Consider the following 25,435-nt stretch of genomic DNA (forward strand, 5'->3'; position numbering starts at 1 on the left):
GCTGCATCAGGCAGGCGATCCGGTTCCCGTCCCACGTCGCGTGCCGCAGCGGGTCGGAGTGTCGGCGGCAATGGATAAGAAAGGACGAACATCGATGGTTAACAACAGGTTGCGGCATGAAGCGGGGCCGTGCCGCGACGAATCGCCTCGATTCCACGTCACATATGGGTAGCCATTTTGGCAAAGTCTTGCCAAATGCAGGAAAACGACCAAATGTCGCGGATCGCTTCAAACCGCTTCGCGCAAAGTCGCCCAATCCCCGAAAGCAGGACATGATGAACCCGAGACCGTCGATCGCCTTTGCGAAATTCGCCGCGCCCCAGGCGGCGGCGAGCAGGAAGGGCACGGTCTTCGTGCTGTCGGCGGATAATGGCGGCCTGAGCGATTCGGCCAGGGCTTACGATCCGGGCAAGACGCTGGATCGGGCTTTCCCGATCGCCGAGTTTACCGGCAAGCTCGCCGGCATCGTCGAAATCCTGGCGCCGCAAACAACGTCGCTCGACAGGTTGGTCGCGATCGGCGCCGGCAAGGTCGCTGGGCTCGACGAATATGCCTGGCTGAAGCTCGGCGGCACCGTTGCGGCATCGCTGCGCAAGGCAACCGACGTGGCCGTGGTGCTCGACCTGGCCGGCGCCTCGCCCGATGGCAAGGACGCCGCGAACCTCGCGGCGGGCATTCTTTTGCGCAGCTATTCCTTCGACAAGTACAAGACCAGGAAGGATAAGGACGACGGACAGGGGGGCGGCCAAGGGAGCGGCCAAGGGAGCGGCCAAGGGAGCGGTAAGGCCGACCCGAAAAGGCCGGTCAAGGTGACCATTCATACCGCCGATCCTGCAGGCGCCAAGAAAGCTTTCGCCGATGCCGAGGCGGTGATCGACGGTGTGCTTCTGGCGCGCGATCTCGTCAACGAACCGGCAAACGTGCTGGGACCTGTCGAGTTCGCCGCCCGCGCCAAGGAACTCGAGGCGCTCGGCGTCAGCGTCGAGATCCTGACCGAGAAGGAGATGAAGAAGCTCGGCATGGGCTCGCTGCTGGGCGTCGCGCAAGGCTCGCCCCGAGGCGCCCGCATGGCTGTCATGCAATGGAACGGTGGCAAGCCCAAGGACAGGCCTGTCGCCTTCGTCGGGAAGGGTGTCACATTCGACACCGGAGGCAATTCGATCAAGCCGGCCTCGGGCATGGAGGATATGAAGGGCGACATGGGCGGGGCTGCCGCCGTGACCGGGTTGATGCATGCGCTCGCCGCGCGCAGGGCCAAGGCCAATGTCGTCGGCATCATCGGTCTTGTCGAAAACGCCGTCGACGGTCATGCCCAGCGCCCCGGCGATATCGTCACCTCCATGTCGGGACAGACCATCGAGGTGCTCAACACCGACGCGGAGGGGCGCCTCGTTCTGGCCGACGCGCTGTGGTACTGCAACGACCGCTTCCAGCCAAAATTCATGGTCAACCTGGCAACGCTGACCGGCGCCATCATGGTTGCGCTCGGCCTGCATTATGCCGGCCTGTTCTCCAATGACGACGAACTGGCGCAAAGGCTGACCGCGGCCGGACACTCAACGCAGGAACGGCTGTGGCGCATGCCGCTCGGCGCCGAATACGACAAGCTGATCGATTCCAAGAACGCCGACATGAAGAACATCGGCGGCCGCTACGGCGGCGCGATCATTGCCGCGCAGTTCCTGCAGCGCTTTGTCAAGGACACGCCCTGGGCGCATCTCGATATTGCCGGGACCGCGATGGGCTCGCCGTTGAACGAGATCAACCAGTCCTGGGGTTCGGGTTTCGGTGTTCGGCTGCTGGACCGGCTGGTGCGTGATCACTACGAGAGCTGACGTTCATCCATGGCCGATGTGCTGTTCTACCATCTGACCGAATCGACGTTGGAGGATGCGCTGCCGGGCCTGCTCGAGCGCAGTGTCGATCGCGGCTGGCGCGCCGTGGTGCAGACCGGCACCGAGGAGCGGCGCGACGCGCTCGACCAGCATCTGTGGACTTTCCGCGACGATTCCTTCCTGGCGCACGCGACCGATCGCGAAGCTTACCCCGGTGAACAGCCAATCCTGTTGACCACCGGCGACGGCAATCCCAACCAAGCCAAGATCAGGTTCCTCATAGACGGCGCGGCGCCGCCCGACCTCGGCGGCTATGAGCGTGCGGTGTTCCTGTTCGACGGCCATGACGCGGCCCAGGTCGAGATGGCCCGGGCGCATTGGAAGACGATGAAGGACGCGGGCCACGCCGTGACCTACTGGCAGCAAACCGCGGACCGCCGCTGGGAGCGCAAGGCGTAGGGCAACCCACGGAAAGTGTGGACCTATCCCGGGAAAAGCGCGCAGCGCTTCGCGTGGCGAATTGCACAAGAACGAAGCGAGAAACGAACAACAGCTCCAGCCCGGCGGCTTTCGCATGACAGTTCTAAAGCCTTGCCCTGATCCGGTTCTGTTTCCGGGTGACGTAGTCGCCGTATTCAACTTCATGGACTCGTCCGACCGGTTCCGATGCGAGCTCCTGAAAACGTGCCACTCGCCATCAGGCGACTTGCGCTTGTGGATCGCCTTGCCGGTCTGGCGATGCAAAAACAAGAACGGAGCAGGCGAAGGGGCAACCAGCCTTGCGGCAGACATCGACTTCGCGCTTGTAAGCGAAATCCAGTCCTTGGGTGCCCAGTTGGCCCAGGTGAATCCACCGTTCTTGTCTACCATTTCCTGCACCCAACTCGGGGCGGGGTGATGCGGCCAGTCCTTCGACCAGGTCCACGGCTCGATCGTGATTAACAGCGAGCGCCCGCGCTGCTGGGCATAGGCCAGAGGCAGCGTCGATAGGTGGGCGCAGAGTTGCGCCCTATCTCTTGCCCTTCGATCGCCATGGGCTCGGGGCCATGGAATATCCATGGCGTTCCGATCTCCTCATGAAGGTCGGCTCGGGCGGAGCCAGCCGTCATCGTCGCCGGGCGTCGGCCGTGGACGCGCGACATAGGCCGATGATCCGTTGGCCTCGTGATAGACGCGGGCCAGCATTTCCGCCAGCACGCCCGACGTCACCATCTGCACTCCAGCTATCAGCAGAAAGAAGCCAGTGAACAGCATCGGCCGTGTTCCGATGTCTTGCGCGAAAAACAGCTTCAGGCAAAGCAGATAGGCAAGTATGAGCGAACCCAGCGCGCCGAGCGCGATGCCGATGCCGCCGAAGAAATGTCCGGGCCTTGTGCGATAGCGCATGAAGAAATACATGAACACCAGATCGAGCACGACCCTGAAGGTGCGCGAAATGCCGTATTTGGACTGGCCGTGGATGCGGGCATGATGCGTCACAACCTCCTGCGCGATGCGTCTGGGGGTGGTCACGGTAGCCAGCCATGCCGGGATGAAGCGGTGCATCTCGCCATAGAGTTTGACGCTGCGGATGACGCTGCCGCGATAGACCTTGAGGCTGCAGCCATAGTCCTTGAGGCGCACGCCGGTGACGCGCGCAATCAGCGCATTGGCGATACGTGAAGGGAGTCTGCGCATCAAAAGCCCCTCCTGGCGGTCCTTGCGCCAGCCGACCACCAAATCGAGATCCTCGCTCAGCAGGCGGTAGACCATGCGCGGGATGTCGAAGGGATCATTTTGCAGGTCGCCGTCGATGGTGGCGATGACATCGCCGCGCGCCGCGTCGATGCCGGCCTGCATCGCGGCGGTCTGCCTGTAATTGCGCACGAGTTCGACCGCATGCACATGCGGGTCGTAATGCGCAGCCAGGCGCCTGATCTCGCTCACCGTCGCGTCTGTGCTGCCGTCATCGACCAGCACGACCTCCCACGGCTGCTCGTAGCGTTCCATCGCTTGGTGTATCCGTGTCAGCAGCGGCTCAACGTTTTCGGCCTCGTTGTACATGGGCACGACGATGGACAGCGTATGGTCCGGCATCACCGCGCCGTCCGGCAGCCCCGAAGCAGGGATGGGCAATATGTTCATTGGGATGGCTTCCTTGCAGGTCCGACGGCCGGAGTCCCTGGCAGCGTCGATTTCGAGGGAAACAGCCAGGCTATAGCGCCGGTAGCGATAGCCGAGCAGAAGATGAACAGGTGCAGCGCCAGTGCCGCCTGCAGACCACTCTTCATCGCGATTCCGGACGTGAGCAGCGCTGCCGCCGCTCCCGCTTCATAAGTGCCGAAGCCGGCGACGCCTTGCACCGGCAATATCGCGGCGCCTTCGGCCCCGACGACGCCTGGAAAGGCCGTCGTGAAGGATGTTCCCAGTATCAGGGCCAGCAGCCATCCCTGCACGGCGAGCTTTAGCGACCAGTTGGCGATCGTCCACCACCAGCCGTAACGCGAGCGCCCGGTCGCCTCGGTGAAGGTGTCGCGAAGCAGGCCTAGCTTCGACACGATCCTGCCGCGCCCGGCCCAGTCATGCGGCGCGCGCGCCCAGCGCGGCAGGTACCAAGCGCCAGCGATCAAGGCGGCGATTCCAGCGATCCTTATCGCCGCATGCAGGCCCGGCCACACCGCCAGGGCCAGCACGCCGACGACGAAAGCGTCCTGCAGCCTGAACCACAGCAGCGAGGCGCTGGCGCGCATGATCGGCACGCCGAAGACCTGGCGCAGGAGCAAGGGAAAGGCCGTCTCGCCGCCCCGGAAGGGTACGACGTTGATCATCGCATTGTGGATCAGAATGACGCGCAGGCAGGCTCCGAAACGGCCATTCACCTCGTCGCGGAATTCATCGCAGACGCGCAGCGCCCGCAAGACATAGGTAACGAACAGAGCGAGCGTGACAGTCACGAACGAACCCGGCGTGATGCTGCTGAAGGCATCGCCGACCATCTTCCAGCGGGAGTCGCTGACGAGCCAGGCCAGCAGCGCCAGTGTCACGACTATGGAGATCACTCTTTTCAACCAATTCTCCGTTGGCTTTCACCGCCGCGTTCCGCGGCAGCGTCCGCGTGGTGCGCGAGTATTCACGGCGTCATGCGGCCCGCTGCCTTGCCGTCGGGCGAATGCGGCCGTCGACCGTTGGCGCCACCTGTCCAGGACCCGCCGGCCTGAGACGGTCGCGGATCTCTCGGTGGGTGATCCTATAGATCAGCAAATCATCCGAATCCACAAGCTTGACCCCATCATGGTGCTCGACGAGCAGCCGCCAGAGTGGCCGGGGTAAAATGGCTGGTGCCAGGGGACGGCTCGCGGCTGCCGGCGGTCCCTGGCAGGACAATGACAAAACGGTCGCTCGTTCGGGACCGTAAGCGGCTTACTGCCCGCCCATTTCCTTCTTGAATGTGTCGAAATCGACCTGCATGCCGTTGAAGATAGTGCTCCAGTGGCGAGTCAGCGCCGCCATCGCCACGGCTTCCTGGATCTCCTCGTTGGTAGCGCCGGCGCGCTTGGCGTCCTGTGTGTCCGACCAGATGCAGTAGGTGCAAGGAATCTGCGCCGCCACGGCCAAGGAGATCAACGATTTGACCTTGGGCGGCAGCGCCGTCTTGTCGCTGAGCTCGATGGCCTTGACCTCGGCCCAGGCACCGGGCAGACCGGTTTTGGGAAACTGTTTTACAAAGCTTGGTACGCCGCCCATGGTCGACTGTATGTCCTTGAGGGTTGCATCATAGTCGTCGGCATGGGCAGGCGCGGAGCCAAGCGACAGGACACAGGCCGCGGCGGCGGACAGGAACACATGCTGGGACGAAGACTGCACGGATTTGACGATGCGATGGTACGACATGGTTTTCTCCTCTGGTCTTTGTTAGCCTTACGATGTAAGGTGACGGCGAAAATGAACCTTACACTGTAAGTTGTCAAGCGGCGCTATGGATCAATCAATCACGAAACAGAGAGCGCGCGGGCGTCTGTCGCGCGAAATGATCGAGGACGCGGCCTTCGAGGTGATCGAGAGGGAGGGCCTTTCCGGCTTTTCGATGCGCAAGCTCGCCGCCGCGCTCGGCTGCGAGGCCATGAGCATCTACCATCACTTCCCCTCGGTGGCGCATCTGCACGAGGCGCTGATCGACCGGCTGATCGGCGCCCTTGAAGTGCCCGACGCCAGCCTTCCCTGGCGGCAAAGAATGCGTGTTGCCGCCGACGATTTCCGCCGCATCGGCCGCGAGCATCCCGCCTATTCCACTTTTATTGTTACCTACCGGATGAATTCCCCGACTTGCCTTGCCTGGTTGAACGGCATTATCGGCTTGTTCAAGGATGGCGGCTTCGATGCGGAACGCGGTGCGCGGCTCTTCCGCGCCGTGGGTTATTATCTGATGGGCGCGGTGCTGGACGAGAACGCGGGCTATTCCAGAGGCCCGTCCGCGGTGAACACGGTCAGCGACGATCAACTTGCCAGGGACTATCCAAACGTCGTGGAGGCCGGGCGTTTTTTTGGCGCCGCCGAATTCGACAAGACCTTCGAACTCGGCCTCGACATGCTGCTGGACGAAATGGAACGCCTGCGCGACGGTGCCGATATAAGCCGACCGTCCGGCAAGGTTTGATTGCAAGGTGACCGCCTGAATGCGCTTTCTCTTCGTCCTGATCCTGTTGGCCGGCACCGGCATCGGTCTCATGTATCCCTGGGCAATGGCAAATTTTTCCGGCCGGGAAATCGGCACCTGGCGGGTCTACGAGCAGGGCCGATTCAAGCCGCTGACCGTATCGCTTAGGGGTCGCGATGCGCCGGTGCGGGTGCTGGTGGACCTGACCGCGAGGGCCGAACGCATCGTTTCGCAGCAGCGCACGGTGTTGACGCTGACCGCGGCCACCAATGGCCACACGGTGCTTGCGTCGACGCTGCAGTTCAACCACGTGGACAATCCGCGTCAGGCCAGCCCGCAACTGCCCGACAAGATCTTCCGCGACGAGGCTGGCCTGATCGCCACCGTCAGCCCTGGCGCTTACGTCTTCACGGTCGGCCCAGGCGATGCGGAGGACATACCGATGCGAGCGGTCGACCTTGTCTTGCGCTCCGGTGCCGGGGAAATCGACGGCCGCGCGCGGCCGATAGGCTTCTCGCTGATGGCGGTCGGCCTGATCGGTTTCTTGCTGTCCTTGCGTTCTGCTGGCGGGCGACCGGAAAATCCGAATTCGCAGCCGCCGCCGCCACGTTGGGGCAGGGGGCCCACGTGAACTACCGCCACGCCTACCACGCCGGCAATTTTGCCGATGTCGTCAAGCATGTCGTGCTGACGCGCCTGCTCGACTATCTGAAGCAGAAGGACAAGGCGTTTCGCGTCATCGACACGCATGCCGGAATTGGCCGCTACGATCTGTCGTCACTCGAAGCGCACAAGACCGGCGAGTGGCAGGGTGGCATAGGCAGGCTGGTCGATGCCTCTTTCGACGCGAAGGCGGCGGCGTTGCTGGCGCCTTATCTGGCGGCGGTGCGCTCGCTCAATCCCGAGGGCGGCGTGAGGAAATATCCGGGCTCGCCGCTGCTCGCGCGCAATCTCCTGCGCAAACAGGACCGGTTGTCGGCGATCGAACTGCACCCGAAAGACGCCGCCAGGCTGAAGACGGAGTTCGCCGGCGATTTCCAGACAAAGGTGATGGAGCTGGACGGCTGGCTTGCGCTCGGAGCGCACCTGCCGCCGAAAGAAAAGCGCGGTCTGGTGCTCATCGATCCGCCCTTCGAGGAAGAGGGTGAGTTCGGCCGCGTCGTCGACGGGCTGGTGAAGGCGCACAGGCGCTGGCCCAGCGGCATCTACGCGCTGTGGTATCCAATCAAGGACCGCAAGGCGGTGATCGCCTTCAGGAAAGCGCTGAAGCAATCCGGCATCTCGAAAATCCTCGACATAGAATTCGAGATCAGGCCGGCTTCTTCCGATCCCAGCCTCGATGGAACCGGCATGGTGGTGGTCAATCCGCCCTTCACGCTGGAAGGCGAACTGCAAACCATACTGCCGGCACTGCACAAATTGCTCGCCGTGGGCAAGCCGGCCCATTGGTCGCTGGAATGGTTGGCCGGCGAGCAGGTCCCGCCGGGATAGTCAGTTTCCATCGCCGCGTTCCATCCGACCGCACGATCAGTCCGCGGGGAACCTAGCCGTTACCCGCGGGTTGCTGCTTACAGCAACTGCCCGGCGCCGGTTTCTGGAAACCATTGTTTCAGCAACCGCTTGACCGCCGCCGAGCGAATCCGCACAGTGCACGCAATCGACATCGAGAGGCTGCCATGACTCGCTTCGCCAAATCCACACTTGCTGCCCTGATTTCGCTCTGCACGCCCCTTGCCGCGCCTCTCGGTATCACCCGGGTGGTCCAGGCGGCCGACCTCGGCGTCTATACTGAGGACGATGGCAGCGTCTGTGGCGAGACATGGGTGCTGAGCAAGATCACGCATCGGTTCTCCTACCAGGTGCATCACGTGCCTCATCTGCCTGACGTCGCCATCACCGATTTTCGCGACATTCGCCAGCACCGCTATCAGCAGGCGAGCGAGGAATGGCCGATCGGCCGTCACTATTGCCGGGCAACCGTCAGCCTGTCGGATGGCCGGGACCGGTCGATCTTCTATCTGATCGAGGAAGGCCAGGGCTTTGCCTCGATCGGCGACAATGTCGAGTTCTGCGTCTCTGGCTTCGATCGCTGGATGGTCTATAACGGCCTTTGCCGCGTCCTGCGCTGAGGGTTCTCTCAACCTGATCCAGCTAAACCGGAATGGACATCCGTCCCAGTTTCGTGATGGTGCGTTCGATCCAGTCGATCACCGTCGCGTTGCGTGCGAGGTGGCGAAGGTCGGGATGTATCGTCAACCAGATTTCACGTTCGGGCAATCGACCGCCGTCGCGATCGGCGTTCGTGCGGCGGGCAATGTCGGCGCCTATACCGCCTGGGTCCTGCTGGCTATGGCGCATTGCTGCCGGCGATCTTCATCGCCTTTCGCTGCAACCTTGTTGTCGATGCTCGGGCACCGGAAACCTGGAAGGCGCTGGGCGGCGGCCTGTTTGCGCTTCTGGCGTATGGCGTCGTGGTGGCCGCCTTCGCGCTCGGGCCTGCCGGTCCGATCGCCGCGATCCGCGCACGGGCGGCTCACCGTATCGTGAGGCGGTGAGCCAAGGCTCGTCGCTTGTTATTTTCTACGACGCGTTGCCTCTGCCTGATCGATGATCTTGCGAAGATAGGCAATGTGACCGCGAAAGGCCCGCCGCCCGGCCGTCGTGGCCTTGATCCGTGTCTGCGGTCGACGTCCGACGAAAAGCTTTTCAATGTCGACATAGCCAGCCCTGGCCAGCGTATCGAGATGTGCTCCGAGATTGCCGTCGGTGACTTCGATCATGGCTTTCAACTGGATGAACTCCAGGGCCTCGCGCCTTTCCAGCGTGTTCAGGACGGCCATGATCCTGAGCCGTGTACTCTGGTGGATAATGTCGTCGGCGCTCATCAATAGGCTCCAATGCGGCAAAGCCTTCGGTTGTGGCAATATGGCTTGGCGACTTTGCGGTGTCACTTGCTTCTGTATGGCCGAAACCGAAGGCGATCATATCTCGTTGACAGAATATTCTGTACCACAGAGTATTCTGTCAGTCGGAAAGCCGATGCTCGGAACATGCTTGACAAGGTGATCTTCAGGTCGAGCGTCGCATCGCGCTCGTGATCCGCGCGAACCGCGCACCTGCAAAAGATGATCACCTCGAAGACGCGGCGGGTCATGATGTTCACCCCCAAAGATCATGCGTGAAGCGGCTCGCTAATCTTCGGATCTTGATGGCGAGATCGCATCGGGAACGCCGGCATCGATTTGCTGGCGACGTCGGAAGATCAGCAGCGGATTTTGCGATGATGAGTGTGATTGTGTATGGATCGCAACCAAAATTTAAGTTGAGAAAATCATACCATTGCTTCGCTGGCTAGCGAGACGCGAGTCAGATATGCATTGCGCGCCGGGGTCATTCACGGCCATCGGCATAACGTGAAGGGGCATGACATGGCTAAGCAGTCATCTAAAGCGCCGGCATCCAAGGCACCGGCAAAGAAAGCACCCGCAAAGGCGGTCGCGGCGAAGGCCGCGGCTGCAGTGAAGAAAGCAGCGCCTGCCAAGGCGGCGGCAAAGCCGGCAGCGAAGGCAGCACCGGCTAAGAAGCCGGCGGCAGCCAAGGCTGTCGCGAAGCCGGCAGTGAAGAAGGCAGCGCCAGCGAAAGCCGCGGCGAAGCCGGCGCCGGCCAAGAAGCCTGCAGCCAAGGCGGCGGCCAAACCCGCAGCCAAACCCGCTGCTAAGAAGGCGGCTCCCGCGAAAACTTCGGCGAGGCCGGCAGCAAAAGCGGCACCGGCCAAGAAGCCGGCGGCCAAGCCAGCTGCGAAAGCAGCCGCCGCCGCGACCAAGCCGGCGGTGAAGAAAGCCGCGGCGCCGAAGGCAAAGGCAGCGCCTGCGAAGGCGAAGGCTCCGACCAAGAAGTAGACGGATCGTTGGGGCGTCGCGTGTCCTTCGGGATCCGGCAAGGACGCTCTGACGCTCAGTATGTTCGGCAACGGGTTCAGCCCTCTGGGCTGAGCGTCGGGAAGGGGCCGAGGGGCAAGCAAAGCGAGGCGCCGGTTGGCTGCCTCGCTCGCCCAACTCCTTTCGCTCCTCGCGGCGGTTGGCGAAGGTATCGGCGTGACGCTTAGCGCCTGCGAAGCATGGGTGCCAGGGAAGTGTGGGCGCACGTTCGAATCGGCGGCTTGTTGTCGTGGCCTGCTGATACTTTCCACAGTACCGGTATCAAGCTTGTCGTGATGCCACGGCGGAAACCGCAGCCGGTTTCTGGCCGCTGTTTTTTTTGCAGTCTGGCAATTGATCGCGACAGTCCTGCGGTCAACACTGTATGCTTGCAAACAGGAAACGGATCATGCCGAAGCTGCTCTACGCGTCCAGCTCTCCCTACAGCTCCAAGGTAAGAATGGCCGCGGCCTATGCCGGGATCACCCTCGATGAGGTGCCGGTCAAGACCGAGGACAGGCCGGCCGAACTGATCGGCGCCAATCCGCTGGGCAAGATCCCGGTGCTGGTGCTCGACGATGGCCGTTCGGTTCACGACAGCCGCGCCATCACCCAGCACCTCAACCGGCTTTCGAAGAACGCGTTGTTTCCGCGCAATCCCGACAAGCGTCTGGAAGCGGAAGTGCTGGAGGCGCTGGCCGACGGTATCTGCGATTGCGCGCTGTCGATGGTCTACGAACGCCGCACCCGGCCTGAAGAGATGGTCTATCAGCCCTGGCTCGATCGCCAGTGGGCGAAGATCACGGCAGCACTCGATCTGCTCAATGCCAATCCGCCAAAGCTGCCGAAGAAGATCACGGCCGGTCAGTTGGCATTGCGTGCCTGCCTCGGCTATCTCTCGCTGCGCTTTGGCGGTCGGTGGGAGAAGGGGCGCGGCCGGTTAAGCCGCTGGGCGGCGCGTTTCGACGAAAAATTCCCGGAGCTGAAGTCCGCCGTTCCGGCCTGAGCGACCGGCATAAAAAAGCCGGGCGCGAAGCCCGGCTTTTCGTGTCGTGGCTTGAACGACTTAGAACTTCATACCGAGGCCGAAGGTGACGCGGTTGTCCGTCGCCTTGACCTTGCCGATACCGTCGAAGCTCTTGCTGCCGAAGTCGGTGTAGCGATACTCGACGCGGCCGAAGACATTGTCGGTCAGCTTGATGTCGGTGCCGACGCCAGCGGTCCAGCCGAGCATGGTGGCGGTGTCGCTGGCAGGAATGACCGAGTCTTCCACCTTCAGGCTTCTGCCGGCGAGACCGCCGGTGCCGTAGAGCAGGATTTCCGGGGTCACGGCGTAGCCGAGACGGGCACGCAGCGAGCCTTCGATGCCGCCCTTGGAGTGGATGCCGTTATCGTCACCCTTGACGCCGTTGTAGCCGAGTTCGGCTTCACCGCCGTAAACGAAGTTCTCCTGCTGCCACTGATAGCCGCCGAAGACACTGCCGACAAAACCCTTGGTATCGGTCGAAACGCCGAAATCCTTTTCCTTGGTCTTGCCGCCGAAGCCGTAGCCAAGGTTGATACCGGCATAGGGACCGGCCCACGAGGCGACCGGAAGTTCGACAACCGGAGCGGGTGCCGGCGGCTCTTCCGAAACGACGTCCGCGGCATAAGCGGTACCGCCGAGGGCGAAGAGCCCGAGCGCAACAGCCAGCGGCCGTGCGAATTTGAGATTGGCTTGCATTGTTCTTTACTCCTTAAGCCACAGGACACAGGCTTGTTTCTCACGATCGCCATCGACCCGTCCGGGGGGTGAAACGGATCTGGCGTTCGTCGGTTCCAAATGTCGTGTCAAAATGCGGCTGAACCGAACCTGAACTTGGGTCATTCCCCGGCGCGAATGAGGCAGAACCTTGACGTTGCATCTTCGCAACAGCGAAATGTCAGCAGCAAGTTCGTGCTGCGCTGCACGCGGCTTGGTGCAAGGACTCCAGCGACCTATATTGCGGTCTTGCGGTTCCGAGTCCAACACGACCCGGCACCTCGAACTGGGCACTTCGCCACAATGTTGCCCCAGGTGCGAACGCCGTTTAACGCATGGCGGGCCATATTTCGTCGGCGTCGCGTTTTCGGCCGAAATTGAGGATTGACACATATGAGCAAAGCCACTGCCGTGGCGCTGGTGACCGGTGGGGCGAAACGGATCGGCAAGGCGATTGTCGAGGACCTCGCCAGCCATGGCTTTGCGGTCGCCGTCCATTCCAATCGCTCGCACGATGCGGCGGATGCGCTGGCGGCGGGGATCAACCGGTCGGGCGGCCGCGCCGCCGTGGTTGCGGCCGACCTGACCGACATGGATGCCGTCGGCGACCTCGTCGGCCAGGCGGAGGCCGCTCTGGGCCCAATCTCGCTGTTGGTCAACAATGCTTCGCTCTTCGTCGATGATTCCGTCGAGGATTTCGACTGGCGCGCCTGGGACCGCCATTTTGCCATTCACCTGAAAAGCCCGGCGCTGTTGGCCCAGAACTTCGCCCGCTCCTTGCCGGAAGGGCAGGAGGGGCTGATCGTCAACATCATCGACCAGCGCGTCTGGCGGCCGACGCCGCGCTATTTCTCCTATGCGCTATCGAAATCGGCATTGTGGACGCAGACGCAGATGTTGGCCCAGGCGCTCGGGCCGCGCATCCGCGTCAATGCGATTGGGCCAGGCCCGACGCTGAAGAACGTGCGCCAGGACGATTCGGATTTTGACGCGCAGGTCGCTGGCCTCATTCTGAGGCGCGGCCCGGAATTGCCGGAATTCGGCGCCACCATCCGCTATCTCTGGCAGGCGCGCTCGGTCACCGGTCAGATGATCGCGCTCGACGGCGGCCAGCATCTTGCATGGCAGACGCCCGATGTGACAGGCATGGCGGAATGAGTCATTTGGATCACAAGAACAAGGCGCGCGGCGGCGCCGATGATCTTCCACCCGAAATCGACCTTGAGGACGAGGCGCTGGAGGAGATCCTCGAACCGGTTGGCCCGGATGTCGCCTTCACGGCCATCGACTGGACGCCGCATGCAGGCGACGCCGAAGGCATGGTCGGCGCCGAGGTGATCCAGACGCTGGTCAAGCGGCTGCCCAATGCGCCCGGCGTCTACCGGATGATGAACGCCGCCGGCGACGTGCTCTACGTCGGCAAGGCGCGCAGCCTGAAGAAGCGTGTCACCAACTACGCACAAGGCAGATTCCACACCAGCCGCATCGGCCGCATGGTGCGCGAGACGTCGACGATGGAGTTCGTCGTCACCCGCACCGAGATCGAGGCGCTGCTGCTCGAAGCCAATCTCATCAAGCGTTTGCGGCCGCGATTCAATGTGCTGATGCGGGACGACAAGTCGTTCCCGTATATCCTTTTGACCGGCGACCATGTCTCGCCCGGCATTTACAAGCATCGCGGCGCGCGGTCGCGCAAGGGCGACTATTTCGGCCCCTTTGCCTCGGCCGGTGCCGTCGGCCGCACCATCAATTCCCTGCAGCGCGCCTTCCTCCTCAGAAGCTGCACCAATTCTTTCTACGAGAACCGCACGCGGCCATGCTTGCTCTACCAGATCAAGCGCTGCGCGGGTCCGTGCACCGGCGAAATTTCGCATGAGGGCTATGCCGAGTTGGTCGCCGAAGCGAAGGACTTTTTGTCCGGCCGCAGCCAGAAGGTGAAGACCGAGATTTCGGCTGCCATGCAGCAGGCTTCGCAAGACCTCGATTTCGAGCGCGCCGCCATCTATCGCGACCGTCTGGCGGCCCTGTCGCACGTCCAGAGCCATCAGGGCATCAACCCGGCGACCGTCGACGAGGCCGATGTGTTCGCCATCCACCAGGAAGGCGGCCAGGTCTGCATCCAGGTGTTTTTCTTCCGCACTGGCCAGAACTGGGGCAACCGCGCCTATTTCCCGAAGGCCGATCCGGCGCTGGAGGGATCGGAAGTGCTGGGCTCGTTCCTGGCGCAGTTCTATGACGACAAGCCGACACCACGTGCCATTCTCTTGTCGCGGCCCGTCGATGACCAGGACCTGCTGGCCGAGGCGCTCTCGACCCGCGCCGGCCGCAAGGTGGGGATTTCCGTACCACAGCGCGGCGAGAAGAAGGACCTGACCGACAACGCCCTGCAGAATGCGCGTGAGGCCCTCGGCCGTCGGCTGGCCGAAACCTCGACGCAAGCGCGGTTGCTTGCCGGTTTCGCCGAGACCTTCGGCCTCGCCAAGCCGCCGGTGCGCATCGAGGTTTACGACAATTCGCACATCATGGGCACCAACGCCGTCGGCGCCATGGTCGTCGCCGGGCCGGAAGGCTTTGTGAAAAACCAGTACAGAAAATTCAACATCCGCTCGACCGAGATCACGCCGGGCGACGATTTCGGCATGATGCGCGAAGTGATGGAGCGGCGTTTTTCGCGGCTGCTCAAGGAGCATGGCGATGTCGCCATGGCTGAGGATGCGGCAGCGGGCGAGCCGAGGGCGGCCGAGGCGGGCGATGATATCGAGGACGACATTTCCGGCAGCTTCCCGGCATGGCCGGACGTCATCCTGATCGATGGCGGTCAGGGCCAGATGACGGCGGTGCGCAAGATCCTGTCGGATCTCGGCATCGAGGACCGGGTCGTCGCCATCGGCATCGCCAAGGGCCAGGACCGCGACGCCGGCCGCGAGCGTTTCTTCGTCAGGGGCAGGGACTCGTTTTCATTGCCGGTGCGCGACCCCGTGCTCTATTTCGTCCAGCGGTTGCGCGACGAAGTCCACCGCTTCGCCATCGGCTCGCACCGGGCCCGCCGCAAGAAGGAGATGGTCAAGAGCCCGCTCGATGAAATCGCCGGCATCGGTCCCGGCCGCAAGCGCGCCCTGCTGCTGGCATTCGGAACCGCCAAGGCGGTCAGCCGCGCCGCCATCGAGGATCTGAGGAAAGTCGACGGCATTTCCGAGCAGGTTGCCAAATTGGTCTACAATCATTTCCACGATAGTTGAAAAAATTCGCCACTTTCATCTGGCCAGTCGAATCTGGCCTGTTGACCCCCTACAACAGCTTCTGATTTGAGTACGCAGGCAGAAAGAGTCCACCAGACATGGCCCAGCGCGCGTTCAACCTGCCTAATATACTGACCTACGCCCGTATCGTCGCGGTGCCGCTGGTCGTGTTGTGCTTTTTTCTCGAAGGCCATCTGAAATCGAGCGACTTCGCTCGCTGGTCAGCGCTGGTCATTTTCCTGCTGGCGTCCGTTACCGATTATTTCGACGGCTATTTTGCGCGTGCCTGGCAGCAGACCTCCAACATCGGCAAGATGCTCGACCCGATCGCCGACAAGCTGCTGGTCGCCACGTGCCTCTTGCTGCTTGCGGCCGACACCGACCGCCATGCCGGCATCGCCGGCTGGTCGTTGTGGGCGGCCATCATCATCCTGTGCCGCGAAATCCTGGTTTCTGGCCTGCGCGAATATCTGGCGGCACTCAAGGTCTCGGTGCCGGTGACGCAGCTCGCCAAGTGGAAGACCACCATTCAGATGGTCGCAATCGCTTTCCTGCTGGCGGGGCCGGCGGGCGACAAGGTCTTCCCGCTGACAACGCAGACCGGTCTCGTGCTGCTGTGGATCGCGGCCCTCGTGACGCTCTACACCGGCTACGACTATTTCCGCGCCGGCCTCAAGCACATCATGGACGAGTGAGATGACGACCCGTCTCATCTACTTTGCCTGGGTTCGCGAACGGATCGGCATGCCGGAAGAAGATGTTGAACTGCCGGCCGGCATAGAGACGGTCGCCGACCTCTTGCGCTGGCTGCGGTCGCGCGGCGAAGGCTACGAACACGCACTGCAATATCCCGACGTGATCCGCGTTGCCATCAACCAGGAACATGTCGACCACCGCGAGAAGATATCGGGCGCGCGCGAAATCGCGCTGTTCCCGCCGATGACCGGGGGCTGACACTCATGTCGGCCGTCCTGGTAGCGACCGTGCGCATTCAGCGCCAGGATTTCGACGTCGCCGCCGAGATCGCCGCACTGACCCAAGGGCGCGTCGACATTGGCGCGGTGGTCACCTTCTCAGGCCTGTGCCGCGACGAGCAGGGCGCGCTCTCGGCACTTGAACTTGAGCACTATCCGGGCATGGCTGAAGCCGAGATCGGCCGCATCGCGACCGAAGCTGGCGAACGCTGGCCGCTGCAAGGCCTCACCGTCATCCATCGCCATGGCAAGATCGCGCCGGGGGAGAACATCGTGCTGGTGGTGGCCGCTTCGGCGCACCGCCAGGCGGCGTTCGAGGCGGCGGACTTCCTTATGGACTACCTCAAGTCGCGTGCACCCTTCTGGAAGAAGGAACATCGCACCGACGGCTCCGAAGGCGGCTGGGTCGAGGCCAAGGAAACCGATACGCAGGCAGCCCGGCGCTGGAAGCGGCCGCCATCCGAATAATACCGTGCTGGCGTCACGGTACGACAGCAATCCTTCCCCCAACTGGCCACGTGACTGATCTGGGCAAGGGAAACGGTCATGCTGGACAGGATCGCCGACTTCTTCGTCTTCGGCTTGGTGCCCGACCTTGTTGGTCCATGGCAACCGCGATCGCTCGGCGCCCATCGAATTGACGGGCATTCCGTCGGCCCGGCTCATTCCGGACTGCCGTTCCTCGTTCATGAGGCCGCCGCATGGCCTCATGTCCACGCATATGGATCGGCTGCATGCCGATATGCTGCGATTCGTGCGCGAGAATTGACCGCCAGCAAAGAAAAAGGCCGGCGAAACACCGGCCTTCTCGCATGCAACGTGCAGTGTCGGCTCAGCCGACGATCTCGGTATCGGAGAACCAGTACTTGATCTCCTGCGCGGCCGTTTCCGGCGCATCCGAGCCGTGCACCGAGTTCTCACCGATCGAGAGTGCATGCACCTTGCGGATGGTGTCTTCGGCGGCACTGGCCGGATTGGTGGCGCCCATCACTTCGCGGTTCCTGGCGATGGCGTTCTCACCTTCCAGCACCTGCACGATGGTCGGGCCCGAGGACATGGACTCCACCAGCTCGCCGAAGAACGGGCGCTCCTTGTGGACGGCGTAGAAGCCCTCCGCCTCTCGGCGGCTCATCCACACCCGGCGCGAGGCGATAACGCGTAGGCCGGCCTCTTCCAGCATCCTGGTGATGGCGCCGGTGAGATTGCGCCGCGTTGCATCCGGCTTGATCATGGAAAAAGTGCGTTCGAGCGCCATGGGTCGTCCTTGTCTGAATTCGAATTGAGAGTGGCGGGCTCTATACAAGCCGCCCGGCTGATTGCCAAGAGGGGGTGAGGAGCGGGGGTGAGGAGTGGTCCGGCAGGCATCCGGAAAGCCAATTGCTTGGCTTACCGGACGACAAACGCCCGGAGCGACAGCGCAGCGCCGGAATGGTCGGTGCTTCCGTGGCTGATCCCGTCGGCCGGTGGGATCAGACGGCTGCACAGCAACAGTTTGCTTGCTATAGTCGCCAGGTCGGCGCCGCGCTGAAGTCGGCCCGAATGGAGACAACATGACCATGACAGACGATCGTCAGGAGCGCATTCGCAACCGTGCACATCAGATCTGGCAGGAAGAAGGGCACCCGCCCGGTCAGCACGAACGCCATTGGCACCAGGCGGCAGCCGACGTCGACCGGGAGGACGCGGGGAAGCCGACGGTGGGCAAGAAGCCGGCCAAGAAGGCATCTGGCGCCGGCAAGGCAAAAGCCCCGCCCAAGCAAGAAAAGCTCATCGCCAAAGCCAGCAAGCCGAAAGCCAGCAAGCCAAAGTAGGCTGCGAAGTAAGGTCAGCTGTTCGGCCCCTGATTTCGCAACAGGTTGACGGTGCTCGAGCTGCCCTGCGGATAGAAGGCCGTTGCGGCGTCACGCCGCCGCCGAAACCTTTCGTCCAACCCCGCCATGCAGGTCGAGGCAGCGGGTGAACCACTGCGCCACCACGTCGCTGTCTTCGAGCAACTTGTAAGGCGATGCGATGCGCGCCCATTGCAGTGCGCCGAAGACGATATAGTCGGCGAACAGCGGCGAGGCGCCGCCGATGAACGGCTGGTAGCTCAACATGGAGCGCAGCGGCTCCAGCGCCGCCCGGAAGGTTGCCAGGCCGGCGTCGCGTACGGCGACGACGTCCTCCAGCCGCTTGCCGAAGCGCTGCTCCCGGCTCTTGCGGAAATACGAGCCATTCTGTTCGTCTTGCATGGCATGAAGGTCGACGAGCGCCGCTGTGGTGACGTAAGGGTGGATGGTCGATTGCGACCAGCGCTCGATGAAGCGCGCCATCGCCTTGCCGCCTTCGCCGCCAAACAGGCTAGGCCGATCGGGATAGGCCTCTTCGAGATAGAGCGCGATGGCAAAGGAATCGGTGACGACCTTGTCGCCGTCGCGGATCACCGGAACGGTTTTCGAAACGCCGCCCTCGACGGCGGGCACTTCGAGAAAACGCGTCGGCGCGGTCGAGATATCGAGCCCCTTGTGGGCCAGCGCCATTGTTGCCTTCCAGCAGTGCGGACTGAACGGACGGCCCTCGTCACGCCCGACGAGATCATAAAGCAGAATGGTCATTGGCGCGGGTTCCTTTGCAGTCTAGGTATCGCTCCCGACACCCGAAACAGGCCCGGCGGGAAAAAATGAAACAGCACTTCACGATGTTTGCGGCATACAATCAATGGGCCAACGGCCGCATCTACGATGCCGCCGACGATCTCAACGACGAGGAGTTCAATCGCGACGTCGGCGCCTTCTTCGGCTCGCTGATGGGCACGCTCAACCACCTGCTCGCCGCCGATCGCATCTGGATGAAGCGCTTCACCGGCGAAGGCGCCGCGCCGACGACATTGGACGCTGTATTGTTCCGGGCCTTGCCTGTCCTGAGGACAGCGCGCGAGGCCGAGGACCGGCGGATTATCGACTGGCTCGGCGGGTTGGGCGACAAGGCGCTGTCGGGTCGTTTCACCTATATGACCGTATCGGACATGCGCACCGTCTCGCAACGCCTGGCGCCCGCGCTGGCTCATGTCTTCAATCACCAGACCCATCACCGCGGCCAGGCGCATATGATCCTGACGGTCCTGGGCCGCCCCTCAGTGCCGCTCGATCTGGCGCATTTCCAGCGCACCGAAGAGGGCAGGGCTTTCGCCTGATCCAGATGGTTTCGTTCTAAATTCGACAGCGAACGGTTGGAGCGGACTATCGCAGCATTTTCAGACAGCCGCCGAAGCCAGGCCGGAGACTTCGCCATCCAATTGGCTCTGTGTCTGAGCCGCTTCCGCCATCACCCATTGCTTGAACCGCAGCACCTTGCGCGTGGCAAGGCTCTTGTGGGGCGAGACGAAATACCAGCCGGCCGTGTTCGGATGATGGACCGCAAAGGGCGCGACCAGCCTCTCGGCGCGGATGTCGCTGGCCATATAGGCACGGTTGGCGACGGCAAAACCCATTCCGGCATTGGCCGCCTCGTAGGACATCATGCACGAGTCGAAATAGATGCTTTTGGTCTCGCTGAGCACAAAACTGGCCCCGGCGAAACCAAGCCAGGATTGCCAGTTCTGGGTGCAGGTGTCGGAATGCAGCAGCGTGAAGTGCTTGAGGTCGTCCGGCGTCACCTTCGACACCGGCTTGTCGCCGAGAACCTCATGGAACAATTTGCGGCTGCACACCGGGGTCAGGTCTTCCCGAAACAGCAGGTCGGACGGCAGTCCGTTGAAATGGCCGTCGCCATAGCGGATTTCCAGATCGAATTCGGAAGTCGTGAACTCATGCGTCGCGTACGAGGTCGAAACCCGCATCACGATATCGGGATGTTGCTGCTGGAACAGCGGCAGGCGCGGAAACAGCCAGCGCGCGGCAAATGTCGGCAGCACGGATATTTTCAGCACATGTTCCTGTGATTGCCCGGTCGCTTCCATGCTGGCGGCGACGATACGCTCCAGCGCCTCGCGAACGCGCGAGACATAGGTCTCGCCCTCCGGCGTCAGCGACACCGCATTGCCGCCTCGCTGGAAAATCTTGAAACGCAGCTGGTCCTCCAGGCTCTTGACGCGCTGGCTGACCGCCGAAGCGGTGATGAACTGTTCTTCTCCGGCACGCGTGAAATTGCCGTGCCTCGCAGCACTCTCCACGATTTTCAACGAATTGAGGTTGACCTGACTGAGCAGACGCACGGTTTCGACCTTAAGCTTGGCTTACGGTAGCACTAGCATTCCTAATTTTACAGGGGGTGCTAATTTAATTGACTGTTAACCAAGTGTTTGCCCCCACTTGGAGAAGTACAATGAACGCCCATACGATACCCGAATTGCGCTATGCGATGAGCCGCGAGGCCATTATCGGCCACGAAACCGCCTGGAAGGTGTCGAGCTTCGGCGTTGCGCAGTATCTGCACGGCTATGATCCGGCACTGCTTGCCGCGATCGAGGAGGCCGCCCTGAAGCTCAAGGCCAGCCATGCCGTGCACAAGCACCTCGATCTGACCTTCATCACCGGCGCCGACCGTTTCATACCTGAAATCAAGGAGTTGCTGAACGACAAGTTGCGCTTGGAGAGCCTGTCCGACATGATGGGCACGAAGCTGGAACCCTATCCGCTGTCGATCGTGGGTTCGACCGTCACCTTCATGAATCCCAGGGATGGCGCCGTCGAATGGCATTGCGACGGCGTTCCGGTCACCGAACTCATTCCGCTGTCGATCAGCGATCCGCTGGTCGGCGGCCATCTCGAAATCTATTGCGACGATTCCGAGACCGGCCGCGCCATTCTCGAATCCGGCCGCGAGATTCCGCGCAACCGCATCATGCGCATCGATCACAAGATGCGATATGCGACGCTCGGGCAGTTCCTCGGCGTCCTGCACCGCACGGCGCCGATCCAGTTCGGCGAACGCGTCACCCTGGTGCTCAACCAGCGCTCCGTGGCCAAGCCCTATGTCGACGACAACAGGATGTTTTACCTTGCCGCCGACAACGATCACGACCGCGAATGGGTCAATGAGCTGGCCGAGGACGTGTGGACCAATCAGCTGCCGGCCTATCGCCGGTTCGAGGCGGAACATCCGACGCCGGCCCCAGCCGAAGGACCGGTTCCGGGTGGGGCTAGGGAATCATGGTGACAGTCCATGATCCGGAAAAAAGGGAGCCGGTTTTCGGAAAGGATCATGGCCGAGCGCAGAGATAGAGCCCCATGGCGCTTTTTTCGGCATGGATCAGGCTCGATGTCCGCGCTGGTCTTCGCCACCGGCGCGGTAGCGTTGTGGTCGACAAATGCGCTGGTCGGCAAATCCCTGCTGGCCAGTCACCCGGTGTCGCAGGTGCAGTTCCTGCAATTTGTTGGGGCCGCACTGGTCTTCGCGGCCATCCGGTTGATGAGCCGGGAGAAAGCCACGGCAATCACGGCGAGCACCGCGCTGGTGCCGCTCGCGGTCGGCTTCATCGGTCTGGTCGGCACCATGGTGCTGCAATATATCGCCTTCGCCTCGATGCCGGTGATCGAAGCCAATCTCGTGGCCTACACCTGGCCCTTGATGGTTGCCGCGGCAGTGATCGCCTTCGAAAATCCCCGGCGTCCGGCTTTGCTGGGCCTTGCAGCGGCCCTTGGGTTCGTCGGCGTCGCACTGGTGATTTCGGGAGGCCGCGACCGCACCTGGTTTCAGGGTGATCTCGCCGGCTATTTATGCGCATTCGGGTCCGCGCTGTGCATGGCTTTCTATTCGGTGATGGTGGGACGGCTCGCCACTTCGCCGGACCGCCTGTTGCTGCCATCGTCGCTGGTTGGCGTCGCGTTGACGCTTATATGGTCCGCTCGCGAAGGCATCGCCTGGCCCACCGGAGTGGATCTGGCCCTCGGGCTCTATCTCGGTGCCGGCCCTATGGGGCTTGGTTATTACTTCTGGTCGCGGGCCCTGAAACTTGGAGGCAGCGGGAAGGTGGCTGTCATCGCCTATCTCACGCCGATCGCTTCGACACTGCTGCTGACCTTGTCCGGCGAACGGCTGACGACGACAGCCATTGCCGGAGCCGTCCTTGTCGTCGGCAGTTGCATCGCTGTTGGACTGGAGCGTTCGGAGGCGGAAAATTATGTTTGACGACAATGAACGTCTCGCCAGGCAGGAAGCGCATTGGCTCATCGAGGAATTTGGCGCCGAGGCACCACTTTACGCCGCGATGAGGGCCGAAAAGGCGATCGAGCAGAAGGATTTCGGGCGTTGTGCCCGCTGGAAGCGTATTCTTGAGATATTGGCTGACAGCCGTTCAACCAAGTCTGCCGTATACAAGTATTAGATTTTCTAATTTGCACGACGTCGATTTCGCATAAAAGTAGTTGACGCCAAGTCTTGATTCGTTTTGGGACTTGGCGGGCCCGTTGGGGGCGCGGTTAAAGAGATACATCGACAGAAGTCTTCACTGGGTAGACGACTTTGTCGCAAATAGGGTGAAAGAATTGTCAAATATCGAGGATAAGATCGTTATCGAGCTAACCGCCGATATTGTCTCGGCTTATGTAGGCAACAATCCGCTACCGGCTTCGGGCCTGCCTGACTTGATTGCCAGCGTCAGCGCCTCGGTCCGAAAGCTGGCTGGTGCGGCTGTCGTGGAAAGCCCGAGCCTTGTTCCGGCCGTAAATCCGAAAAGGTCGGTGTTTCCCGACTACATCATCTGCCTGGAGGACGGGAAGAAGTTCAAGTCGCTCAAGCGACACCTCAGGACGGACTACGGTTTGAGCCCTGACGACTATCGCGCCAAATGGGGCTTGCCGCCGGACTACCCGATGGTCGCGCCGAATTACTCCGCGACCCGGTCGGCCTTGGCGAAGTCGACGGGACTTGGCCGCAAGCCGGCCGCTGCGCCGGCAGTCGTGGCCAAGGCGACAAAGCGCGGCAAGGCTGCTGCCTGAAGCCTTGTCGGCTGGCACGGCAGGCCGCTGTCGCGGCTCTGACGGCGCGGTTGTGGGCGCCGTTTCCAGGCCTTGTGCGGCCAACTGGCCCGCAAGGTCTTGCGAAGCGTTGATGTCCAGTGCAAAAGCGCGGCCATGCTTATCATCAACGACCTCTCGCTCCGCATGGCGGGGCGCCTGCTACTCGACCACGCCTCGCTCACCCTGCCGGCCGGCACCAAGGCCGGTCTTGTCGGCCGCAACGGGACCGGCAAGACGACGCTGTTCAGGGCCATAACAGGCGATTTCCCCTCCGAGACGGGTTCGATCAGCCTGCCGAAGAATACGCGGATCGGTCAGGTGGCGCAGGAAGCGCCCGGCACCGAGGACCCGCTGATCGAGATCGTGCTCAAGGCCGACCTCGAACGTTCCGCGCTCCTCGACGAGGAAAAGACCGCCACCGATCCGCACCGCATCGCCGACATCCACATGCGGCTGGCCGATATCGACGCCCATTCAGCCGAGTCTCGCGCGGCCACCATCCTGGCCGGCCTAGGCTTCGACGACGCCGCGCAGCGCCGTCCGGCCTCCTCCTTCTCAGGCGGCTGGCGCATGCGCGTTGCACTGGCCGCCGTGCTGTTTTCAGAGCCCGACCTTCTGCTGCTCGACGAACCGACCAACTATCTCGACCTTGAAGGGACGTTGTGGCTTGAGAACTATGTTTCAAAGTATCCGCACACGGTGCTTCTGATTTCGCACGACCGAGATTTGCTCAACCGTGCCGTCAATTCGATCGTTCATCTCGACCAGAAGAAGCTAACGTTCTGGCGCGGCGGCTACGACCAGTTCGAACGCCAGTATACCGAGCAGAAGGAATTGCAGGAAAAGGGCCGGGTCAAGCAGGAAGCCGCCCGCAAGCACATGGAATCCTTCGTCGAGCGTTTTCGCGCAAAGGCATCCAAGGCAAGGCAGGCACAGTCGCGCATCAAGGCGCTGGAAAAGATGAAGCCGATCTCGGCCATCGTCAACGACACGGTACGGCCATTCTCTTTCCCCGAGCCTGTGAAGACCGTGGCCTCGCCGATCGTGGCGCTGAACAACGTCAATGTCGGCTATACCGAGGGTCAGCCTATCCTGAAGAAGATGACGTTGCGCATCGATGCCGACGACCGCATCGCGCTGCTCGGCGCCAATGGCAACGGCAAGTCGACCTTCGCCAAACTTCTGTCGGGTCGTCTGAAGCAGGAGACCGGCACCATGACGGTGGCGCCGGGTTTGAAGGTGGCGATCTTCGCCCAGCACCAGCTCGACGATCTGCGTCCTGAGGAAAATGCCTATGAGCACGTCCGCCGGCTGATGCCGGAGGCGCCCGAATCGAAAGTGCGCGGCCGCGTCGCCCAGTTCGGTCTCACGACCGAGAAAATGAATACGCCCGCCAAGGATCTGTCCGGTGGCGAGAAGGCGCGCCTTCTGATGGGTTTGTCTGCCTTCGAGGGGCCGAACCTGTTCATCCTCGACGAGCCGACCAACCATCTCGACATCGATAGCCGCGAATCGCTGATCCATGCGCTGAACGAATTCCCCGGCGCCGTTATCCTGATCTCGCACGACCGCCATCTGCTGGAAGCGACCGCCGACAGGCTGTGGCTGGTCAAGGACGGTGCGGTCAATCCCTATGACGGCGACCTGGAGGACTACAAGACGCTGGTCACCGGCGTCTCCGGCGACCGCCGTGGCAAGCGCGAAGCGGACAAGGCGTCAAAAGCCGACCGACGCCGCGACGCGGCCGCACGCCGCGCCGCCTTTGAGCCGCTGGCCAAGGAAATCCGCGCCACCGAAGCGCTGATGGATCGCATCCGCAAACGCATCGATGGCATCGAGGACGAGCTGTCCAATCCGGCGGTCTACGAAAAGGATCCCTCGACCGCGACGCGGCTCGCCAAGGAGCGCTCGCAGCTTGCGCAGACGCTGGCAGGCCACGAGGAAAAATGGCTGACCATGTCGGCCGAATATGAGCAAGGCACGGCGGAGTAGGATGAGCGCTTCTCCTCCTCCCATTGGGGGAGAAGGTGGCCTCGCGAAGCGAGGTCGGATGAAGGGTATGCCAGGGAACGCCAGCGTCTCATCCGCTAAGACGCCCTCAACATCTCGGCGCTATCACGCCGATCCACCTTTCTCCGCAAGGGGAGGAGGGAAGGTG

At 62.3% G+C, this 25,435-nt stretch carries 28 protein-coding genes and 2 pseudogenes; 21 read left to right on the top strand and 9 right to left on the bottom strand.

From position 1 onward, the window contains the following. The first annotated feature begins 275 nt into the window (after positions 1-275). Both AC3CB8_RS16130 and AC3CB8_RS16135 read left to right on the top strand, forming a co-directional pair. Positions 276-1,835: a leucyl aminopeptidase gene (locus AC3CB8_RS16130; RefSeq protein ID WP_352565212.1), complete on the top strand. Its 1,560-nt coding sequence runs from the start codon at positions 276-278 to the stop codon at positions 1,833-1,835. 9 nt (positions 1,836-1,844) lie between these two features. Next, positions 1,845-2,294 carry a DNA polymerase III subunit chi gene (locus AC3CB8_RS16135; protein ID WP_023773406.1) on the top strand — a complete coding sequence of 150 codons (450 nt, stop codon included), beginning with the start codon at positions 1,845-1,847 and terminating at the stop codon, positions 2,292-2,294. Positions 2,295-2,525: 231 nt separating this feature from the next. Here the strand turns inward: AC3CB8_RS16135 and AC3CB8_RS16140 are convergent. The 4 genes and pseudogenes from AC3CB8_RS16140 to AC3CB8_RS16155 all read right to left on the bottom strand — a co-directional run. Next, positions 2,526-2,894 (bottom strand): annotated as a pseudogene (locus AC3CB8_RS16140) (hypothetical protein); the annotation flags it as partial. 15 nt (positions 2,895-2,909) lie between these two features. Next, positions 2,910-3,959, bottom strand: coding sequence for a glycosyltransferase family 2 protein (locus AC3CB8_RS16145; protein WP_352565133.1), 1,050 nt, complete (start codon positions 3,957-3,959; stop codon positions 2,910-2,912). Then, positions 3,956-4,873 (bottom strand): lysylphosphatidylglycerol synthase domain-containing protein, encoded by a 918-nt coding sequence (locus AC3CB8_RS16150; RefSeq protein WP_245273910.1) that lies wholly within the window; start codon positions 4,871-4,873, stop codon positions 3,956-3,958. Before AC3CB8_RS16150 ends, AC3CB8_RS16145 begins: the two co-directional genes overlap by 4 nt. A 361-nt stretch (positions 4,874-5,234) precedes the next feature. After that, positions 5,235-5,705: a carboxymuconolactone decarboxylase family protein gene (locus AC3CB8_RS16155; RefSeq protein WP_352565135.1), complete on the bottom strand. Its 471-nt coding sequence runs from the start codon at positions 5,703-5,705 to the stop codon at positions 5,235-5,237. A gap of 85 nt (positions 5,706-5,790) precedes the next feature. Between AC3CB8_RS16155 and AC3CB8_RS16160 the strand changes: the two genes are divergently transcribed. The 5 genes and pseudogenes from AC3CB8_RS16160 to AC3CB8_RS16180 form a co-directional block, all read left to right on the top strand. Further along, positions 5,791-6,468: a TetR/AcrR family transcriptional regulator gene (locus AC3CB8_RS16160; RefSeq protein WP_023782902.1), complete on the top strand. Its 678-nt coding sequence runs from the start codon at positions 5,791-5,793 to the stop codon at positions 6,466-6,468. A 19-nt stretch (positions 6,469-6,487) separates the two neighbouring features. Further along, positions 6,488-7,099 carry a hypothetical protein gene (locus AC3CB8_RS16165; RefSeq protein ID WP_023773411.1) on the top strand — a complete coding sequence of 204 codons (612 nt, stop codon included), beginning with the start codon at positions 6,488-6,490 and terminating at the stop codon, positions 7,097-7,099. Then, entirely contained in the window at positions 7,096-7,959 is an 864-nt protein-coding gene (locus tag AC3CB8_RS16170; protein ID WP_352565137.1) for a 23S rRNA (adenine(2030)-N(6))-methyltransferase RlmJ, read from the top strand. The genes AC3CB8_RS16165 and AC3CB8_RS16170 overlap by 4 nt, the downstream gene beginning before the upstream one ends. Before the next feature lie 185 nt (positions 7,960-8,144). Continuing rightward, positions 8,145-8,597: a hypothetical protein gene (locus AC3CB8_RS16175; protein WP_352726565.1), complete on the top strand. Its 453-nt coding sequence runs from the start codon at positions 8,145-8,147 to the stop codon at positions 8,595-8,597. A 148-nt stretch (positions 8,598-8,745) separates the two neighbouring features. Then, a pseudogene (locus AC3CB8_RS16180) lies at positions 8,746-8,990 on the top strand (EamA family transporter); the annotation flags it as partial. 51 nt (positions 8,991-9,041) lie between these two features. Here AC3CB8_RS16180 and AC3CB8_RS16185 read toward each other — a convergent pair. Next, on the bottom strand, positions 9,042-9,353 hold the full coding sequence (locus AC3CB8_RS16185) for a transcriptional regulator (protein WP_023773416.1): 312 nt from the start codon (positions 9,351-9,353) through the stop codon (positions 9,042-9,044). Between the two features lie 543 nt (positions 9,354-9,896). Here AC3CB8_RS16185 and AC3CB8_RS16190 point away from each other — a divergent pair. After that, positions 9,897-10,367 carry a hypothetical protein gene (locus AC3CB8_RS16190; RefSeq protein ID WP_032924885.1) on the top strand — a complete coding sequence of 157 codons (471 nt, stop codon included), beginning with the start codon at positions 9,897-9,899 and terminating at the stop codon, positions 10,365-10,367. Between the two features lie 427 nt (positions 10,368-10,794). After that, on the top strand, positions 10,795-11,391 hold the full coding sequence (locus AC3CB8_RS16195) for a glutathione S-transferase family protein (protein WP_352565140.1): 597 nt from the start codon (positions 10,795-10,797) through the stop codon (positions 11,389-11,391). Between the two features lie 60 nt (positions 11,392-11,451). Here the strand turns inward: AC3CB8_RS16195 and AC3CB8_RS16200 are convergent, their stop codons facing one another. After that, entirely contained in the window at positions 11,452-12,108 is a 657-nt protein-coding gene (locus AC3CB8_RS16200; protein ID WP_023773420.1) for an outer membrane protein, read from the bottom strand. 411 nt (positions 12,109-12,519) lie between these two features. On the opposite strand from AC3CB8_RS16200, the gene AC3CB8_RS16205 reads away from it, so the two are divergent. The 5 genes from AC3CB8_RS16205 (at position 12,520) to AC3CB8_RS16225 (ending at position 16,807) form a co-directional block, all read left to right on the top strand. After that, on the top strand, positions 12,520-13,284 hold the full coding sequence (locus tag AC3CB8_RS16205; protein WP_023773421.1) for an SDR family oxidoreductase: 765 nt from the start codon (positions 12,520-12,522) through the stop codon (positions 13,282-13,284). Next, positions 13,281-15,365 (top strand): excinuclease ABC subunit UvrC, encoded by a 2,085-nt coding sequence (gene uvrC / locus AC3CB8_RS16210; RefSeq protein WP_352565143.1) that lies wholly within the window; start codon positions 13,281-13,283, stop codon positions 15,363-15,365. The genes AC3CB8_RS16205 and uvrC overlap by 4 nt, the downstream gene beginning before the upstream one ends. Before the next feature lie 98 nt (positions 15,366-15,463). After that, entirely contained in the window at positions 15,464-16,060 is a 597-nt protein-coding gene (gene pgsA, locus AC3CB8_RS16215; protein WP_023773423.1) for a CDP-diacylglycerol--glycerol-3-phosphate 3-phosphatidyltransferase, read from the top strand. 1 nt (position 16,061) lies between these two features. Then, complete coding sequence (gene moaD / locus AC3CB8_RS16220) at positions 16,062-16,319, top strand: molybdopterin converting factor subunit 1 (protein WP_023773424.1); 258 nt, start codon at positions 16,062-16,064, stop codon at positions 16,317-16,319. 5 nt (positions 16,320-16,324) lie between these two features. Then, positions 16,325-16,807: a molybdenum cofactor biosynthesis protein MoaE gene (locus tag AC3CB8_RS16225; protein ID WP_023782909.1), complete on the top strand. Its 483-nt coding sequence runs from the start codon at positions 16,325-16,327 to the stop codon at positions 16,805-16,807. Positions 16,808-17,171: 364 nt separating this feature from the next. On the opposite strand, the gene ndk is transcribed toward AC3CB8_RS16225, so the two are convergent. Next, positions 17,172-17,594, bottom strand: coding sequence for a nucleoside-diphosphate kinase (gene ndk / locus AC3CB8_RS16230; protein WP_023782911.1), 423 nt, complete (start codon positions 17,592-17,594; stop codon positions 17,172-17,174). Between the two features lie 295 nt (positions 17,595-17,889). On the opposite strand from ndk, the gene AC3CB8_RS16235 reads away from it, so the two are divergent. Next, positions 17,890-18,150 (top strand): DUF2934 domain-containing protein, encoded by a 261-nt coding sequence (locus AC3CB8_RS16235; RefSeq protein WP_352546600.1) that lies wholly within the window; start codon positions 17,890-17,892, stop codon positions 18,148-18,150. 90 nt (positions 18,151-18,240) lie between these two features. On the opposite strand, the gene AC3CB8_RS16240 is transcribed toward AC3CB8_RS16235, so the two are convergent. After that, positions 18,241-18,933 carry a glutathione S-transferase family protein gene (locus AC3CB8_RS16240; protein ID WP_352565146.1) on the bottom strand — a complete coding sequence of 231 codons (693 nt, stop codon included), beginning with the start codon at positions 18,931-18,933 and terminating at the stop codon, positions 18,241-18,243. Between the two features lie 65 nt (positions 18,934-18,998). Between AC3CB8_RS16240 and AC3CB8_RS16245 the strand changes: the two genes are divergently transcribed. Further along, the gene (locus AC3CB8_RS16245; RefSeq protein WP_023773430.1) at positions 18,999-19,511 is read left to right on the top strand and encodes a DinB family protein; all 513 of its coding nucleotides are present in this window, start codon (positions 18,999-19,001) and stop codon (positions 19,509-19,511) included. A 60-nt stretch (positions 19,512-19,571) separates the two neighbouring features. Here the strand turns inward: AC3CB8_RS16245 and AC3CB8_RS16250 are convergent, their stop codons facing one another. Next, positions 19,572-20,531, bottom strand: a complete 960-nt coding sequence (locus tag AC3CB8_RS16250; protein ID WP_352565148.1) for a LysR substrate-binding domain-containing protein — start codon at positions 20,529-20,531, stop codon at positions 19,572-19,574. Positions 20,532-20,641: 110 nt separating this feature from the next. Between AC3CB8_RS16250 and AC3CB8_RS16255 the strand changes: the two genes are divergently transcribed. From AC3CB8_RS16255 to AC3CB8_RS16275, 5 genes are all read left to right on the top strand, one after another. Then, positions 20,642-21,475, top strand: a complete 834-nt coding sequence (locus tag AC3CB8_RS16255; RefSeq protein ID WP_023782915.1) for a hypothetical protein — start codon at positions 20,642-20,644, stop codon at positions 21,473-21,475. 45 nt (positions 21,476-21,520) lie between these two features. Further along, a complete protein-coding gene (locus AC3CB8_RS16260; RefSeq protein ID WP_352565150.1) occupies positions 21,521-22,447 on the top strand; it encodes a DMT family transporter in 927 nt (308 codons plus the stop codon). Then, complete coding sequence (locus AC3CB8_RS16265) at positions 22,440-22,643, top strand: hypothetical protein (RefSeq protein ID WP_023773434.1); 204 nt, start codon at positions 22,440-22,442, stop codon at positions 22,641-22,643. The genes AC3CB8_RS16260 and AC3CB8_RS16265 overlap by 8 nt, the downstream gene beginning before the upstream one ends. A 160-nt stretch (positions 22,644-22,803) precedes the next feature. Next, positions 22,804-23,256, top strand: coding sequence for a Ros/MucR family transcriptional regulator (locus AC3CB8_RS16270; RefSeq protein WP_023773435.1), 453 nt, complete (start codon positions 22,804-22,806; stop codon positions 23,254-23,256). Between the two features lie 135 nt (positions 23,257-23,391). After that, on the top strand, positions 23,392-25,269 hold the full coding sequence (locus AC3CB8_RS16275) for an ABC-F family ATP-binding cassette domain-containing protein (RefSeq protein WP_023773436.1): 1,878 nt from the start codon (positions 23,392-23,394) through the stop codon (positions 25,267-25,269). Positions 25,270-25,435 lie beyond the last annotated feature (166 nt).

Source organism: Mesorhizobium sp. P160927, assembly GCF_057766385.1.

What these genes read in the sequence shown, in the direction of transcription:
- AC3CB8_RS16225 (WP_023782909.1), top strand. Translation starts at nt 16,325, where the DNA reads ATGTCGGCCGTCCTGGTAGCGACCGTGCGCATTCAGCGCCAGGATTTC.
- uvrC (WP_352565143.1), top strand. Translation starts at nt 13,281, where the DNA reads ATGAGTCATTTGGATCACAAGAACAAGGCGCGCGGCGGCGCCGATGAT.
- AC3CB8_RS16155 (WP_352565135.1), bottom strand. Translation starts at nt 5,705, where the DNA reads ATGTCGTACCATCGCATCGTCAAATCCGTGCAGTCTTCGTCCCAGCAT.
- AC3CB8_RS16245 (WP_023773430.1), top strand. Translation starts at nt 18,999, where the DNA reads ATGAAACAGCACTTCACGATGTTTGCGGCATACAATCAATGGGCCAAC.
- AC3CB8_RS16260 (WP_352565150.1), top strand. Translation starts at nt 21,521, where the DNA reads ATGGCCGAGCGCAGAGATAGAGCCCCATGGCGCTTTTTTCGGCATGGA.
- AC3CB8_RS16165 (WP_023773411.1), top strand. Translation starts at nt 6,488, where the DNA reads ATGCGCTTTCTCTTCGTCCTGATCCTGTTGGCCGGCACCGGCATCGGT.
- pgsA (WP_023773423.1), top strand. Translation starts at nt 15,464, where the DNA reads ATGGCCCAGCGCGCGTTCAACCTGCCTAATATACTGACCTACGCCCGT.
- AC3CB8_RS16175 (WP_352726565.1), top strand. Translation starts at nt 8,145, where the DNA reads ATGACTCGCTTCGCCAAATCCACACTTGCTGCCCTGATTTCGCTCTGC.
- AC3CB8_RS16275 (WP_023773436.1), top strand. Translation starts at nt 23,392, where the DNA reads ATGCTTATCATCAACGACCTCTCGCTCCGCATGGCGGGGCGCCTGCTA.
- AC3CB8_RS16255 (WP_023782915.1), top strand. Translation starts at nt 20,642, where the DNA reads ATGAACGCCCATACGATACCCGAATTGCGCTATGCGATGAGCCGCGAG.
- AC3CB8_RS16160 (WP_023782902.1), top strand. Translation starts at nt 5,791, where the DNA reads ATGGATCAATCAATCACGAAACAGAGAGCGCGCGGGCGTCTGTCGCGC.
- AC3CB8_RS16240 (WP_352565146.1), bottom strand. Translation starts at nt 18,933, where the DNA reads ATGACCATTCTGCTTTATGATCTCGTCGGGCGTGACGAGGGCCGTCCG.
- moaD (WP_023773424.1), top strand. Translation starts at nt 16,062, where the DNA reads ATGACGACCCGTCTCATCTACTTTGCCTGGGTTCGCGAACGGATCGGC.
- AC3CB8_RS16130 (WP_352565212.1), top strand. Translation starts at nt 276, where the DNA reads ATGAACCCGAGACCGTCGATCGCCTTTGCGAAATTCGCCGCGCCCCAG.
- AC3CB8_RS16195 (WP_352565140.1), top strand. Translation starts at nt 10,795, where the DNA reads ATGCCGAAGCTGCTCTACGCGTCCAGCTCTCCCTACAGCTCCAAGGTA.
- AC3CB8_RS16190 (WP_032924885.1), top strand. Translation starts at nt 9,897, where the DNA reads ATGGCTAAGCAGTCATCTAAAGCGCCGGCATCCAAGGCACCGGCAAAG.
- AC3CB8_RS16265 (WP_023773434.1), top strand. Translation starts at nt 22,440, where the DNA reads ATGTTTGACGACAATGAACGTCTCGCCAGGCAGGAAGCGCATTGGCTC.
- AC3CB8_RS16200 (WP_023773420.1), bottom strand. Translation starts at nt 12,108, where the DNA reads ATGCAAGCCAATCTCAAATTCGCACGGCCGCTGGCTGTTGCGCTCGGG.
- AC3CB8_RS16235 (WP_352546600.1), top strand. Translation starts at nt 17,890, where the DNA reads ATGACCATGACAGACGATCGTCAGGAGCGCATTCGCAACCGTGCACAT.
- ndk (WP_023782911.1), bottom strand. Translation starts at nt 17,594, where the DNA reads ATGGCGCTCGAACGCACTTTTTCCATGATCAAGCCGGATGCAACGCGG.
- AC3CB8_RS16185 (WP_023773416.1), bottom strand. Translation starts at nt 9,353, where the DNA reads ATGAGCGCCGACGACATTATCCACCAGAGTACACGGCTCAGGATCATG.
- AC3CB8_RS16205 (WP_023773421.1), top strand. Translation starts at nt 12,520, where the DNA reads ATGAGCAAAGCCACTGCCGTGGCGCTGGTGACCGGTGGGGCGAAACGG.
- AC3CB8_RS16135 (WP_023773406.1), top strand. Translation starts at nt 1,845, where the DNA reads ATGGCCGATGTGCTGTTCTACCATCTGACCGAATCGACGTTGGAGGAT.
- AC3CB8_RS16145 (WP_352565133.1), bottom strand. Translation starts at nt 3,959, where the DNA reads ATGAACATATTGCCCATCCCTGCTTCGGGGCTGCCGGACGGCGCGGTG.